This is a genomic window from Halarchaeum sp. CBA1220, from assembly GCF_003721175.2.
In the GTDB taxonomy this organism is placed as follows: Archaea; Halobacteriota; Halobacteria; order Halobacteriales; family Halobacteriaceae; genus Halarchaeum; species Halarchaeum grantii.
Window position 1 is genome coordinate 69,771 of the sequence record NZ_CP054709.1, and the last position, 13,397, is coordinate 83,167.

Below are 13,397 nucleotides of genomic sequence, written 5' to 3' on the forward strand. Positions count from 1 at the left end.
CGTCACGACGTCGAGGAAGACCCCGACAGCGGGACGAAGTCCGCCTCCGAGAGCGGCGCCCCGCAGAGGACGCACCCGGCGGCGAGGAGGTCGTCGCGCATGGCCGCGTCGACCGCGAACGACTCCGCGCAGGACGGACAACGGACCCGGTATTCGGCCTCGGTCATCGGTGCAGACGGGTACCGGCGTCTAACGGGTAACCACTCACCCCCGATATGGTGGGCCACTTTACGGACCGTGAAAGCCCCCGATACCGTGGTCGGGTCGTGAAGGGCGGACGACGCGTCGATACGCACGATGTCCATCGTAGACAGCGTCACCGACCTCGTCGGAGAGACGCCGCTCGTCCGCCTCGACTCCGTCCCCGGGACGGTCGTCGGGAAGCTCGAGTCGACGAACCCGACGCACTCCGTGAAGGACCGCATCGCCGTCGCGATGCTCGAGGCCGCCGAGGAGCGCGGGCGCCTCGACGACGGGACGACGATAATCGAGCCGACGAGCGGCAACACCGGCGTCGGGCTCGCGGCCGCCGCCGCGGCGAAGGGGTACGACCTCGTGCTCACGATGCCCGAGTCGATGAGCGAGGAGCGGCGCCGCCTCCTCGCCGCGTTCGGCGCGGACCTCGTGCTCACGCCGAGCGCGGGCGGCATGGACGGCGCCGTCGAGCGCGCGCACGAGCTCGCGGCCGACGCCGAGGACGCGTTCGTCCCCCAGCAGTTCGAGAACCCCGCGAACCCGCGCGTCCACCGCGAGACGACCGGCCCCGAGATCTGGGAGGCGACCGACGGCGACGTCGACGTCGTCGTCGCGGGCGTCGGGACCGGCGGCACGATCACCGGCGTCGCCGAGCACCTCGTCGAGGAGCGCGGGGCGGACGTCACGGTCGTCGGCGTCGAGCCCGCCGGCTCGCCGGTCCTCTCCGGCGGTGACCCCGGGTCGCACGGCATCCAGGGGATCGGCGCGGGCTTCGTCCCGGACGTCCTCCGCACGGACCTCCTCGACGACGTCGTCACCGTCGAGGGGACGGCGGCCGAAGAGCGAACCCGGCAACTCGCGACCGAGGAGGGCATCCTCGCCGGCGTCTCCTCGGGCGCCGCGTTCGACGCGGCCGCACGCGTCGCCGCGCGCCCCGAACACGAGGACGACCTCGTCGTCGTCGTGCTCCCGGACACCGGCGAGCGCTACCTCTCGACGGACCTCTTCGCCCACGAGTGAGCGAGCGCGCCGGCTGACGCCGCGCGGGGCGTTCCGAGCGCTCACGACGCGCGCCCCGTCACCGGAAGCGGTTATGCCCGTCGAGCGCGAACGTGTCCGCGTGCAGTCCCACGACCGCGCGGGGAGCGCGTCCACGACCGCCCGACGCCGGGTGCGGGGGGTGCGCTCGCGGTGACGACGGCGCACCTCCCGGTCGAACACCTCCCGCCGCTCGCGACGCGCGTCGACGAGGTGCTCGCGGACGTCGGGTACGAGGTGGCGGCCGCCACGGACGCCATCGACGACGCCGTCCCCGGCTACGGCGGGCTGTTCGACCCCGCGACGACGCCGGCCGAGTTACGGGGCGCGCTCGACGACCTCCTCGAGACCGGCGTCGCCTGCCCGCCGACCCCCGAGACGTCGGGCGACGCGTTCGTCCTCTACGTCGACGGCAGTTCGCGCGGCAACCCCGGACCGGCAGGTGCGGGGGCGGTCATCGCGGACGCCGAGGGGGCGGAACTCGCCCGCCTCGGCCGTCCCGTCGGCGCTCGCACGGGCAACAACACCGCGGAGTACGTCGCGCTCCACCTCGGCCTCACCGAACTGCTCGCGCGCTACGACCCTCGGACGCTCGAGGTCCGAATCGACTCGATGACCGTCATCCGCGACGTCTGGGGCGGCGAGACGCCGACCGAACCGGGCGTCGAGTCGTACAGCGACGCCGTCGCGGCGGCGCTCGCGTGCGTTCCGAGCCACCGCTACACGCACCTCGCCGACAGCGACCCGAACCCCGCCGACGCGCTCGCGACCGTCGGCGCCGACATCGCGGCGCTCGGCCCGTGAGCGCGCTCAGTCCCGTGGCGCGCCCGGTGACGCCTCGGGGTCGACGGTGACGAGTCGCTTCACGTGTGACGCGTCGGCGTAGCGCTCGTGGATGCGCTGGTCCCACAGGAGCGCGCCGAGGCCGACGCCGTCCGCGACGCCCGCCGCGCGTTCGACGGTCGCCGGCGAGCGTTCGCGCTCGGCGCACACGAACACGAGGGCGGCCTCGCGCTCACCGCCGACGCGCGGCGATACCCACGTCGGGTCGTCGTCGTCCGGCGGTCGGATGGCGAGTCGGCCAACGCGGCCGTCACCGGCGACGACGCGAACGTCGCCGTGTCCGAGCGCGCGCACGGTCGGCGTCATCATCGCCTCGAAAAGGTCCGCGAGCAGCGAGCTCACGACGAGGGGCGACACCGCGTCCCGCTCGATGGGGACGACGAGGTTCAGCGCCGCGGTGAGTTCTGACGGGACGTCCGAGAGCCCCTCCGCGACGAACACGGAGCACGCGCCGGTGGAACGCGCGAGGTCGTGCGCGCACCCGACCACGCCGGCCTCGGCGGCGTCCCCCGTGAGGAAGACGAACGCGGCGTCCACGACGGCGTCCCGGAGGCTCGCGGGCGTCTCCGGCGGGTCGTCGACGGTCCGGAGCGTCGCCGCGGTGTCGGTGTCGATCCGTTCGACCGACGCGGTGCCCGCGGCTCCGAGGCCGACGACGACCACCGCGGGCTCCCAAGGCGGCGACTCACTCATCGACGTGCGTCGACCGCACGGTCCGTCGCGTTCGGTCGGAGTCGGTGCCCCATCGGCGTCCCAGCGCGGTGTACGTACCCCGTCACCGGGCGGGCGATTCGACTTCTGTGCGGATAAAGCGATGGGGTGCGCTCTCGTGCCCGCGCGCCGGGCGCTCGAACGCTCCGCGGTTCACGCTCCGAGTCAGACGGTCGTCGTCGCGACGTCGCCGCTCGGCGTTCGGCGGACGGCGGTGAGGTCGTCTCGGGTCTCGACGAGGACGCCCTCGCCGCCGGGCGACCCGTGATTCAGTCGGATGACGTTCCCGCAGACGACGTTCCCGTTTCGGGTGGCGCGGGCGTGCTTCGTGTGGCCGACGACCTGCGGCGGCGCGGACGCCTCAAGGTGCGCGAAGTCCATCCAGCAGAGGCCGGCGTCCGGCCCGCGCCCGCCGTGGCTGTCGCCGATGCCGAGGATGGCCGCATGGTGGGACGCGAGGCGGCGCTGGACGCGTTCGTCGCCGCCGTCGCGCGCGAGGAGTTCGCTCGCGGCGTCGCGCAGGGCGTCATTCACGTCGCCGACGTCGAAGGGGTCGTTGCGCCCGGCGTGACTGTACGTGTAGTCGTATCCGTCGAACGCGGCGGTGACGGCGCCGTCGGCGACGCGTTCGAGGAACGCGCGGCGCTCCTCTGGGGAGAGGGAGACCGAGTACTCGCGGCGCCACCCGACGAGCGCCGGGAGGAGGACCGCGAGTTCGTGGTTGCCGATGTGGTAGCGGACGCGTCCCGGTGGGGCCTCGCGCTGGAGGCGCCGGACGAGGGCGAGGCACTCCTCGTTCGCCGGCCCGCGGTCGATCAGGTCGCCGTTGACGACGAGGACGTGGTCGTTGTCCGCCCAGTGGAGCGTCCCGTCGTCGTCGGCCGTCACGACCGGGTCGAACGCGTCGGTCTCGCCGACTGCGCGCAGCGCGCTCCGCGCGTCCGCGAGGTAGCCGTGGACGTCGCTGACGTGGACGACCGTCGGGGCGCCGTCGAACGCGTCGACCGTCGCTGGCGGCGTGGACATGGTCCGGGGTTGCGTCTCGGCCGGGGTAGGTCTTTCTCCGGGACGTGCGGTCGGCGTCGCGTCCGAGAGGGAGTCCCCCCGTCAGACGGACCCCAGGTCCTCCTTCTTCCGCATGAGGTAGAGGAAGTAGGGGCCGCCGACGAGGCCGGTGATGATGCCGACGGGGAGTTGGATGGGGCTGAGCGCGAGGCGCGCGCCGACGTCGGCGCCGACGAGGAGCGCCGGCCCGAGGAAGAGACAGCCCACCAAGAGGCGCTTGGAGTCGCTGCCGACGATGTTGCGCACCATGTGCGGGACGATGAGGCCGACGAACCCGACGAGGCCGGCGACGGCGATGGCGGCGGCCGTCGAGAGGATGGCGATGCCCGCGACGGCGAAGCGAATCTTCTCGACGGGCATCCCGAGCGAGGAGGCGGTCTCCTCGCCGAGGAGGAGGACGTCGAGTTCGCGGGTGACGGCGAGCGCGAGCGCCATCGAGAGGACGGTGAACGGGAGCGCGATGCGCACCTGCCCCCAGTCCGTCCCGAGGAGCGACCCGGAGAGCCACGCTTGGGCGGACATGACGACGCTGAGGTCGTCGATGAAGAAGAACAGCGCGCGCTGGACGGAGCCGAACACGGTCCCGACGACGACGCCCGCGAGGACGAGTCGGACGGGCGACGTGCCGTTCTTCCACGCGATGAGGTAGACGACGAGGAACGCGATGGTGCCGCCGATGGCGGCGAGCATCGGCAGCAACGGCAGGTAGCTCGACATGAACGTCAGCGTGACGAGGACGACGAGGCCGGCGCCGTCGCTGATGCCGAGCACGTACGGGCTCGCGAGTTCGTTCCGGGTGACGACTTGGAAGATGGCGCCGGACACCGCGAGGTTCGCGCCCACGAGAATCCCGACGAGGATGCGCGGCAGGCGGATGTTCCAGACGATGAGCTGTTGGCGCGTGAACCACTCGGGGATGCCGCCGCCGAGGAGGAACGCGCGCCACGCGGTGAGGCTGAGGAGGACGTCGGCGTCGAAGACGGTGTGCCACGCCTCAGCGAGGGTGAGCGGGTAGGCGCCGAAGCTCACCTGTAACAGGGTCGCGCCGAGGAGGATGGCGAGGCTCCCGAGCGCGACGCCGGCGAGCTTCGAGTTCTCGTACCACTCGCCCCACTCCGAGCGCCGCTGCGAGAGGGTGTCGGAAACCTTGCTCATCGGGGGTTAGACGTCCCGGTTGACGATGTCGAGGAGGCGCTGGCGGTCGAAGAGCTGCTCGTCCTCGGAGAGCTCGCCGACGGGGCCGGGCCACTCGCCGAAGGTGTCGGGGTAGACCTGCTTCGCGACGGCTTCCGTCGAGAACATGTCGACTATCGGGCCCATGTACTGGCCGGCGCTCCGGATGACGTTGCCGTTCTGGACGGCGCTGAGGTCCTGTCCGTTCTCGTTGTTCTCGAAGGGTTCGATGACGTTGCTGACGAACTCCTCGTGCGTGGAGGAGGTGAGCGCGCCGACGGCACCGATGTAGTCGGGGTCGACGTCGAGGAGTTCCTCGTAGCCGATGGGGCCGTCCGGATACTGGCCCTCGAAGGCGTCCGTCATGCCGAGGCGGTAGTAGGACTTCGTGTTGTTCGCGAGGCGGTGGAGGGGCGCGATGCGGAACCGCCCGGAGTCGGGGCTGACGCCGCGCCAGATGGCGGCGACGGTCGGGCGGTCGTCCTCCGGCGGGAGCCCGTCCTCGATGGTGCGCATGAGGTCGTCGTGCATCGACTGCCACGCCCGGAACTGCTGTTGGCGCTGGAAGACCGTCGCGTACTTCTCGAAGGCCTCGTAGAGCGTGTAGGGGTTCGGGCTGGAGGAGACGGCGGCGGTCGGCGCGAACCGGAGGGGCGTCCCGAGGAAGGGGCCGGTCTGTGACTCGATCTCCGCGTAGTCCGACTCGTCCCAGCTGGTGAAGCGCGCGAGCGTGCTCTTGGGGATGAGCCAGACGTCGGCGTTCGCGGCGTAGAAGTTCTCCTTGTCGTAGCCGGACTCGGCGCCGCTGGCGAGTTTCGTGATTCGGCTCTCGTCGAACTCGAGGCCGAGGAGGTCGTAGAACTTCAGCGGGGCGCGTTCGAGGCCGGTCGTCGCGCTCGGGTGGATACCGAGGGACATCCCGACGTCGAGCAGCGGGCCGGAGACGACGCCGTACGTCTCGGGGACGTCCTCGAACGTGTAGGGGTCGTTCGGCTCGATGTCGACCGTGTAGGGCGTCGGCCCGCTCTCGGTCGTCGACGTGGTCGAGTCGGCGCTCGACGTGGTGACCGCGTTCGTCTCGTCGCCACCGCTGCTGCTACAGCCGGCGAGGGCGGTTGCGATGAGTCCGGCGCTGCCTGCGAGTACCTGGCGTCTGCGTGCCATGAGTGTTAGGCTCGCCTAAAAACACATAACACCTTCGAACTTTAGGCGTGCCTAAAAATGTGTGTTCGACCGTTAATAACTCCGGGGGACGGTATCCGAGAACCACAGTACTCCGAGGGGAAGCGAGCGAGACGTGTTCGGTTTCGGAGCGGTCCGATTTCGGCCACACGACGCCCGCGTGTCGACGTCGAGGGACGGACAGCGCGCCCAGTTACGTATAACTACCTCGAGAGGTCCGACCCAGGAAGCGCTATAGATACACAGTATAGCTATATCTCACAGCTATACCTGGGCGGGCGTCCCCGTTCAGCGCACGAAATCGGCAGCGCGCGAAACCGGCGGCTCACTCGTCGTCGGCGTCGGTCGACTCCACCGGCTCGGTAATCCGGAGCGTCCCGTTCGCCTCGTAGAGGTAGCCGCGCTTCAGGAGGCGCTCGACCGCGTACTCGCTGTCGCTGTGCTCGGCGGAGACCGCGTCCGCGTCGTCGAGAACCGCGTAGGCCTCCTCGTACGTGAGTTCGCCGTGCGGGCCGTCGGCGGCGTCGACGAGGGACGCGTAGGCCTGCTGGACCCACTCGGGGAGCGGCGGTCGCGGGTCGGACGGATCGGAGAACGGAACCATTGGGTTTCGTGACTCGTGGTGTGGCCTACGGCCGGCGGGCACGTGAACGTTCCCACCGACGCCACCTCGCGCTGGTCGCGGCGCCGACCAAGGCTTATCGACGTGACGCCCCTCAGATGCGGTAATGACCGAGACATCGGACGCGACGGGGGCGTCGAGCGGGGGCGAGCGACGCCGGACGCTGACGGTCACCCTCACCGTTCCGGAGATGGACTGCCCGTCGTGCGCGCAGAAGGTCGAGAAGGGGCTGGGTCGCGTCGAGGGCGTCGTCGAGACGGCGCTCCGGCCGACAACGGGGACGGCGACGGTCACCTACGACCCGGAGCGGGCGAGCGAGGCCGACGTCGTCGACGCCATCGAGGGGGCCGGCTACGAGGTCGTCGGTCGCGACGCCGACGACGCCGACGGCGCGGAGCGCGAGGGGACGCGGGTCGCGCCGCCGTCCGAGGTCTGGACGAGCACGCGCGCGAAGAAGACGTGGGTCGGCGCGGCGCTCGTCGCCCTCGGCCTCCTCTTCGAGTTCCTGCTCACCGGGCAGAACGCCCCCGTCGCGAGCGTGCTCGACTACCCGCTCCGCGTCGCCGACTGCCTCTTCCTCGGCGCAATCGCGGTGAGCGGCGCGCCGGTCGTCCGAAACGGCTACTACTCCGCGCGGGCCCGCTCGCTCGACATCGACCTCCTGATGGGGACGGCGATACTCGCCGCGACGGGCATCGGCTACTTCGTCGAGGCGGCGACGCTCGCCGTCCTCTTCAGCGTCGCCGAGTTGCTCGAGGAGTACGCGATGGACCGGGCGCGCGACTCGCTGCGCGAGCTGATGGCGCTCTCGCCGGACGAGGCGACGGTCGTGCGCGAGGGCGAGGAGGTGACGGTGCCCGCGGCGGCGGTCGCGGTCGGCGAGACGGTGCGCGTCCGGCCGGGCGAGAAGATCCCGCTCGACGGCACCGTCGTCGAGGGCGAGAGCGCCGTCGACGAGTCGCCGATCACGGGCGAGAGCGTCCCCGTCGACAAGGGCGTCGGCGACGACGTGTACGCGGGGTCGATAACCGAGGAGGGCTACCTCGAGTTCGAGGTGAGCGCGCCCGCCGCCGAGTCGACGCTCGCCCGCATCATCGACCTCGTGCAGGGCGCCCAAGAGCAGCGGACGGAGACGGAGCAGTTCGTCGACCGCTTCGCCGGCTACTACACGCCCGCCGTCGTCGCGCTCGCGATACTGACCGCCGTTCTCCCGCCGCTCCTCGTCGCGGGAAGCGTGACCGTGGACGTCGCGGGCGTCACGCACACGGTCGCGGGCGACTGGCGGACGTGGTTCGTTCGCGGGCTCACCCTCCTCGTCATCGCGTGCCCGTGCGCGTTCGTCATCTCGACGCCCGTCTCCGTCGTCTCCGGAATCACGAGCGCCGCGCGGAACGGCGTGCTCATCAAGGGCGGCGTCCACCTCGAAGCGATGGGGGACGTCGACGTCGTCGCCCTCGACAAGACGGGGACGCTCACGAAGGGCGAGCTCGCGGTCACGGACGTCGTCGCCGTCGGCGACGCGCGCGAGGGGGACGTCCTGCGGTACGCGGCGGCGCTCGAACAACGGAGCGAGCACCCGATTGCGACGGCTGTTCTGGCGCGTGCCGGCGAGGCGGGCGTCGACTATCCGGCGGTCGAGGCGTTCGAGAGCATCACCGGTCGGGGCGTCCGCGCGACCGTCGACGGCGAGACGTACTACGTCGGGAAGCCCGGACTCTTCGCGGAGCGCGGGGTCGACCTCGACGCGCGCGGCCGGCCGGACGGCGGGGCGCTCGACGACGCCGAGCGTGACGGGCGTGCGGAGAGCGTGCGCGAGACCGTCGAGCGCTTCGAGGCCGAGGGGAAGACGGTCGTCCTCGTCGGGACGGGGACCGACGTGCTCGGCGTCGTCGCGGTCGCGGACGAGGTGCGCCCGGGCGCGGCGCAGGCGGTCGCGCGCCTCCGCGAACGCGGCGTTTCGCGCGTCGTGATGCTCACCGGCGACAACGAGGGGACGGCGCGCGCGATTGCGGAGCGCGTCGGCGTGGACGCCTATCGGGCCGCACTCCTGCCGGAGGAGAAGGTCGAGGCCGTGGCGGACCTCCGCGAGTCTGACGGCGACGTCGCGATGGTCGGCGACGGCATCAACGACGCGCCCGCGCTGGCGAGCGCGGACGTCGGAATCGCGATGGGTGCCGCCGGCACCGACACCGCGCTGGAGACGGCGGACATCGCGCTCATGGGCGACGACATCGACAGGCTCCCCTACCTCTACGCGCTCTCGAAGGAGGCGAACGGCGTGATCCGCCAGAACATCTGGGCGAGCCTCGGCGTGAAGGCGCTGCTCGCGCTCGGCGTCCCGCTCGGCCTCGTGAACGTCGCGATGGCGGTCGTCGTCGGCGACATGGGGATGAGCCTCGGCGTGACGGGGAACGCGATGCGACTCTCGCGGATACGACCGGATAGCGTCCGCGACGACGACGCATTCGGCGGCGAGTAGCGCGATTCGGGGCCGGGTCGCCGGTGTGAACCGGCCTTCGACCGACGAGGGTCGTCACCGCCACCGTATTTAGATAAGTCTAATTTTGAGATTGGGTAGAAGAAACTTTATAGTTAGCCGGTCTCGGGGACGGTAGACAGTCGTATGCGTCACACCTCTCCACTGCGGTCGGCTGCCGGCACTGCGCGCTCGCGGACACGCCCCGGTACCGCACTCGCCCGCCGAGGCAGCGAATGACCGCGAGCAACACACTCGGCGCGCTCCCCGCCGCGCTCGGCATCGGCGTCGGGGACGCCCTCGACATCCTCGTCTTCTCCGTGCGCGACGGCTTCGTGCAGGTGAGCGCGTTCGTCGCGGTCACCGTCCTCGTCTTCAGTTACGTCCAGTACCGCACCGGCGGCCGCATCGTCACCTATCTCGAGAACAACGAGCGTATGCAGCCGCTCGCCGGCGCGCTCCTCGGCCTCACCCCCGGCTGTGGCGGCGCCATCATCGCGATGCCGCTCTACATCCGGGGCACCGTGAGCTTCGGCACCGTCGTCGCCGCGCTCGCCGCGACCGCCGGCGACTCCGCGTTCGTCATCCTCGCGCTCGCCCCCGAAGCCGCGCTCTACGCGTACGGCCTCGCGTTCGTCGCCGCCGTGCTCTTCGGCTACGCAATCGACCTCTGGGGGCTCGGCATCGGGCGCGTCGACGACGCCGTGCGCCGCATCAGTCGCCCCGTCACCGACGGCGGCTTCCGGACTAGGAGTGTGGCGGCCGGCGGCCCGAGCGTCCCTGACTTCGAGGGGGAAGCGCACGCCGAGCACGGAGACGCTGGCTCCGCCGACACACGGATGGCGACGCTCACGCACGGCGTCCACGTCCTCTGGTGGGTCGTCGCCGTCGCCGGTCTCGCCGCCGGCGTCGCCTACCTCGTGCGCGGCGCGCCGGACGTCCCGCTCACCGTCGGCCCGACGTTCGCCGGCGTCTTCACCGTCGCCGGCCTCACCGGTACGCTCGCGTCGTTCTACCTCCACTTCGTCGGCCGACACTACATCGGCGAGGGCGCGGCCGGCCGCATCCGCGACGACTTCACGAGCGCGTACGGAACCTTCCAGCACGCCGCGATGGAGACGAGCATGGTGACCGTCTGGGTCATCGCCGCCTACCTCATCTACGAGTACAGCATCGCCGTCTTCGGCATCGAAATCGCCGCCATCGCCGCTTCCGTCGGCGTCCTCGCACCCGTCGGCGGCGCGCTCCTCGGGCTGATACCGGGCTGTGCGCCCCAGATCGTCTTCGCCGAAATCTACGCCGAGGGCGGCCTCCCGTTCTCCGCGCTCGCCGCGAACGCCATCAGCCAGGACGGCGACGCGCTCTTCCCCCTGCTGGCCATCGACGCGAAGGCCGCCATCGTCGCCACCATCTACACGACCATCCCCGCGCTCGTCGTCGGCGTCGCCCTCCACTACCTCTGGCCGTACGCGCAGTTCGGCTTCGGGGTGATATAGATGTACGACCGCATCCTCGTCCCGACGGACGGCGGCGAACACGCGACGGCGGCGGCGCGCCACGCCCTCGAACTCGCGGCCGTACACGGCGCGCGCGTCGACGCGCTCTACGTCGTCGAGACGGAGACGAGTTGGCTCACCGTCTCGAAGGCCGACGTGAAGGAGACGCTGCGCGACGTCGGCGAGGCCGCCGGCCGAGACGCGCTCGCGGACCTCAACGCCCTCGCGGCCGACTACGACGTCCCGTTCACGACCGCGCTCCGCGAGGGGTCGGTCGACGAAGCGGTCCTCGCGTACGCCGAGGACGTCGGCGCCGACTGCATCGTCATGGGGACGCACGGCCGTGCGGGCGTCTCACGACGCCTCCTCGGGAGCGTCGCCGAGCGTGTCGTCCGGGGCTCGCCGGTTCCCGTCACGACGGTACACGCCGACGACTGAGGGGAGGCAGGACTCGGCGCTCGACGTGTCGCACGCGTCACGGTGGTCGGTGAGCACCGGGCGTGCCCCACGACCTCAGACCGAGCCGAGGTTCTGCTGGCGGCGCATCAAGTAGAGGAAGTAGGGGCCGCCGACGAGGCCCGTGACGATGCCGACCGGAATCTGGACGGGACTGAGTGCGAGGCGCGCGCCGACGTCCGCGACCACCATCAGCGCCGGGCCCGCGAAGACGCAGCCGACGACGAGTTTCTTGTAGTCGCTGCCGACGACGTTCCGTACCATGTGCGGGACGATGAGGCCGACGAAGCCGACGATGCCCGCCGCCGCGATGCTCGCCGCCGCCGCGAGCACCGCGACCCCGGAGAGCGCGAAGCGGATCTTCTCGACGTTCATCCCGAGCGACTTCGCCGTCTCCTCGCCGAGCAGGAGGACGTTCAACTGCCGCGCGCTCACCACCGCGAGGAAGAGCGAGACGACCGACCACGGCAGGATCATCCGTACCTGTTCCCAGTCCGTCCCCGTGAGCGACCCGGTCGTCCACGAGATCGCGGACTGCACGACGCCGATGTCGTCCGCGAAGAAGAACAGGCCCGTCTGGAGCGAGCTGAAGACGGTGCCGACGATGACGCCGGCGAGCACCAGCCGAACGGGCGACGTGCCGTTCTTCCACGCGATGAGGTAGACGACGAGGAACGCCGTGATCCCGCCGAGCGACGCGAACACCGGCAGGAGCGAGGAGACGCCGAGCACGAGCGTCCCGAAGACGTAGGGGACGACGAGCGTCGCGCCCGAGAAGGCGACGAGCACGAGCAGAATCGTCAGCCCCGCGCCCGAGGAGACGCCGAGGATGAACGGGCTCGCGAGCTCGTTGCGCGTCACCGCCTGGAAGATCGCGCCGGACGCCGCGAGGTTCATCCCGACGAGCATCGCGACGAAGACGCGCGGCAGGCGGATGTTCCAGACGATGAGGCTCCGCTGGTTCATCTCCGGCACCTGCGCGCCGAGGACGAACGCGCGCCACGCCTCAACGTTCAACACCACGTTCGGGTTGACCACCGCCTGCCACGCCTGCACGATGCTCATCGAGTACGTCCCGAAGCTCACCTGCACGAGGCCGCCGAGGACGACGATGGCGGTGCTCACCGCGCAGAGCGCGACGAGCGCGCTGTAGTCGCTCACGGCCGTGCGAACGCGCTCTCGACGCGACGACGCGGCGCTGGCCGGGACGTCCGACACGGTCAGCTTCCCCCGTCGCGTTCGGCCTCGATCTCGCGCGCCCGAGCGAGGACGGCGTCGTCGTCGACGTGCGCGAGGAGGCGCCGCTGGCCGCGCTCGGCGGCCGCCGCGAGCGCCTCGTCGTCGCGATACGCGTCGAGTCGGCGGTCGATCTCCCGCTCGCGGAGTTCGACGAGACCGTCCTCCTCGACGTCGACGTCGTCGGGAGTGCGCTCCGCGAACCACTCGCGCCACGTGTCGCGCTCCGTCCACTCGCCGCTCAGGTCCGCCTCGCGGCGCACCCAGTCGTAGTGGTCGGCGACGGCGTCCGGGAAGCCCCGTTCGCGCCGAACGTCCGCGAGGAGCGTGCGCGCGGTGCGCGCGCCCTGCCCGGCGGCCATGATGGCCTGCGCGTCCGCCGTGCTCGTCGGCGACGCGACGTAGACGCCGTCGATGGGCGTCCGGCCGTCCGCGTCCGGGTAGTCGCGGTCGAAGTGCTCGTGGGTCTCCCCGTCGTGCTCGTGCGACTCGAACATCGCGTCCGCGTCGCCGAGCGCGCGGAGGTAGTCGCCGTCGTAGCGGGTCGCCGCGACGACGCGGCGCGCCGTCAGCGCCCGGCCGTCCTGCGTCTCGACGGCGAAGCCGTCGCCGTCGCGCGTCACGGTCTCCACGAGGTCGGCGACGAGGTCGGCGCCCGCCTCCGCGACGTGCTCGTGCAGCAGGCCGTAGAACGTCTCGATATCGATGCCGGCGGGGAAGCCGAGGTAGTTCTCGAGGTACGCACAGCGCCGGAGGGAGGCGTTCCCACGGTCGAAGACGACGGTGTCGAGGCCGTAGCGTGCGGTGAAGACGGCGGCCGAACAGCCGGCGGGGCCGCCGCCGACCACGACGACGTCGCGGTCGAACCCGCCCCCGTCGTCGGCCTCGTCTACGGTCGGCATCG

The 13,397-nt window shown here is 71.2% G+C and carries 13 protein-coding genes; 5 read left to right on the top strand and 8 right to left on the bottom strand.

Going from position 1 to position 13,397, the window contains the following annotated elements; all coding sequences use genetic code 11:
* Positions 1-2: 2 nt before the first annotated feature.
* The gene (locus EFA46_RS13670) at positions 3-167 is read right to left on the bottom strand and encodes a zinc ribbon domain-containing protein (protein ID WP_123079232.1); all 165 of its coding nucleotides are present in this window, start codon (positions 165-167) and stop codon (positions 3-5) included.
* Positions 168-297: 130 nt separating this feature from the next.
* Between EFA46_RS13670 and cysK the strand changes: the two genes are divergently transcribed.
* On the top strand, positions 298-1,215 hold the full coding sequence (gene cysK / locus EFA46_RS13675; protein ID WP_123079234.1) for a cysteine synthase A: 918 nt from the start codon (positions 298-300) through the stop codon (positions 1,213-1,215).
* 171 nt (positions 1,216-1,386) lie between these two features.
* On the top strand, positions 1,387-2,037 hold the full coding sequence (locus EFA46_RS13680; RefSeq protein WP_123079236.1) for a ribonuclease HI family protein: 651 nt from the start codon (positions 1,387-1,389) through the stop codon (positions 2,035-2,037).
* A gap of 6 nt (positions 2,038-2,043) precedes the next feature.
* Here the strand turns inward: EFA46_RS13680 and EFA46_RS13685 are convergent, their stop codons facing one another.
* The 5 genes from EFA46_RS13685 to EFA46_RS13705 all read right to left on the bottom strand — a co-directional run bounded on the left by EFA46_RS13685 (position 2,044) and on the right by EFA46_RS13705 (position 6,811).
* Complete coding sequence (locus tag EFA46_RS13685) at positions 2,044-2,769, bottom strand: hypothetical protein (protein ID WP_148040741.1); 726 nt, start codon at positions 2,767-2,769, stop codon at positions 2,044-2,046.
* A 183-nt stretch (positions 2,770-2,952) separates the two neighbouring features.
* The gene (locus tag EFA46_RS13690) at positions 2,953-3,813 is read right to left on the bottom strand and encodes a metallophosphoesterase (RefSeq protein ID WP_123079240.1); all 861 of its coding nucleotides are present in this window, start codon (positions 3,811-3,813) and stop codon (positions 2,953-2,955) included.
* An 81-nt stretch (positions 3,814-3,894) separates the two neighbouring features.
* Positions 3,895-5,007: an iron ABC transporter permease gene (locus EFA46_RS13695; RefSeq protein WP_123079242.1), complete on the bottom strand. Its 1,113-nt coding sequence runs from the start codon at positions 5,005-5,007 to the stop codon at positions 3,895-3,897.
* Between the two features lie 6 nt (positions 5,008-5,013).
* Positions 5,014-6,189, bottom strand: a complete 1,176-nt coding sequence (locus tag EFA46_RS13700) for an ABC transporter substrate-binding protein (protein ID WP_123079244.1) — start codon at positions 6,187-6,189, stop codon at positions 5,014-5,016.
* 343 nt (positions 6,190-6,532) lie between these two features.
* Positions 6,533-6,811, bottom strand: a complete 279-nt coding sequence (locus EFA46_RS13705; RefSeq protein WP_123079246.1) for a hypothetical protein — start codon at positions 6,809-6,811, stop codon at positions 6,533-6,535.
* A gap of 124 nt (positions 6,812-6,935) precedes the next feature.
* Between EFA46_RS13705 and EFA46_RS13710 the strand changes: the two genes are divergently transcribed.
* The 3 genes from EFA46_RS13710 to EFA46_RS13720 all read left to right on the top strand — a co-directional run bounded on the left by EFA46_RS13710 (position 6,936) and on the right by EFA46_RS13720 (position 11,239).
* The gene (locus EFA46_RS13710; RefSeq protein WP_123078476.1) at positions 6,936-9,308 is read left to right on the top strand and encodes a cation-translocating P-type ATPase; all 2,373 of its coding nucleotides are present in this window, start codon (positions 6,936-6,938) and stop codon (positions 9,306-9,308) included.
* Between the two features lie 233 nt (positions 9,309-9,541).
* Positions 9,542-10,801 carry a putative manganese transporter gene (locus EFA46_RS13715; RefSeq protein WP_123078478.1) on the top strand — a complete coding sequence of 420 codons (1,260 nt, stop codon included), beginning with the start codon at positions 9,542-9,544 and terminating at the stop codon, positions 10,799-10,801.
* The gene (locus EFA46_RS13720) at positions 10,802-11,239 is read left to right on the top strand and encodes a universal stress protein (RefSeq protein ID WP_123078480.1); all 438 of its coding nucleotides are present in this window, start codon (positions 10,802-10,804) and stop codon (positions 11,237-11,239) included.
* Positions 11,240-11,314: 75 nt separating this feature from the next.
* Here EFA46_RS13720 and EFA46_RS13725 read toward each other — a convergent pair whose 3' ends face one another.
* A complete protein-coding gene (locus tag EFA46_RS13725) occupies positions 11,315-12,418 on the bottom strand; it encodes an iron ABC transporter permease (RefSeq protein ID WP_123079248.1) in 1,104 nt (367 codons plus the stop codon).
* A 59-nt stretch (positions 12,419-12,477) separates the two neighbouring features.
* Complete coding sequence (locus tag EFA46_RS13730) at positions 12,478-13,395, bottom strand: FAD-dependent oxidoreductase (RefSeq protein ID WP_123078482.1); 918 nt, start codon at positions 13,393-13,395, stop codon at positions 12,478-12,480.
* Positions 13,396-13,397 lie beyond the last annotated feature (2 nt).

What these genes read in the sequence shown, in the direction of transcription:
- EFA46_RS13670 (WP_123079232.1), bottom strand. Translation starts at nt 167, where the DNA reads ATGACCGAGGCCGAATACCGGGTCCGTTGTCCGTCCTGCGCGGAGTCG.
- cysK (WP_123079234.1), top strand. Translation starts at nt 298, where the DNA reads ATGTCCATCGTAGACAGCGTCACCGACCTCGTCGGAGAGACGCCGCTC.
- EFA46_RS13685 (WP_148040741.1), bottom strand. Translation starts at nt 2,769, where the DNA reads ATGAGTGAGTCGCCGCCTTGGGAGCCCGCGGTGGTCGTCGTCGGCCTC.
- EFA46_RS13690 (WP_123079240.1), bottom strand. Translation starts at nt 3,813, where the DNA reads ATGTCCACGCCGCCAGCGACGGTCGACGCGTTCGACGGCGCCCCGACG.
- EFA46_RS13695 (WP_123079242.1), bottom strand. Translation starts at nt 5,007, where the DNA reads ATGAGCAAGGTTTCCGACACCCTCTCGCAGCGGCGCTCGGAGTGGGGC.
- EFA46_RS13700 (WP_123079244.1), bottom strand. Translation starts at nt 6,189, where the DNA reads ATGGCACGCAGACGCCAGGTACTCGCAGGCAGCGCCGGACTCATCGCA.
- EFA46_RS13705 (WP_123079246.1), bottom strand. Translation starts at nt 6,811, where the DNA reads ATGGTTCCGTTCTCCGATCCGTCCGACCCGCGACCGCCGCTCCCCGAG.
- EFA46_RS13710 (WP_123078476.1), top strand. Translation starts at nt 6,936, where the DNA reads ATGACCGAGACATCGGACGCGACGGGGGCGTCGAGCGGGGGCGAGCGA.
- EFA46_RS13715 (WP_123078478.1), top strand. Translation starts at nt 9,542, where the DNA reads ATGACCGCGAGCAACACACTCGGCGCGCTCCCCGCCGCGCTCGGCATC.
- EFA46_RS13720 (WP_123078480.1), top strand. Translation starts at nt 10,802, where the DNA reads ATGTACGACCGCATCCTCGTCCCGACGGACGGCGGCGAACACGCGACG.
- EFA46_RS13730 (WP_123078482.1), bottom strand. Translation starts at nt 13,395, where the DNA reads ATGCCGACCGTAGACGAGGCCGACGACGGGGGCGGGTTCGACCGCGAC.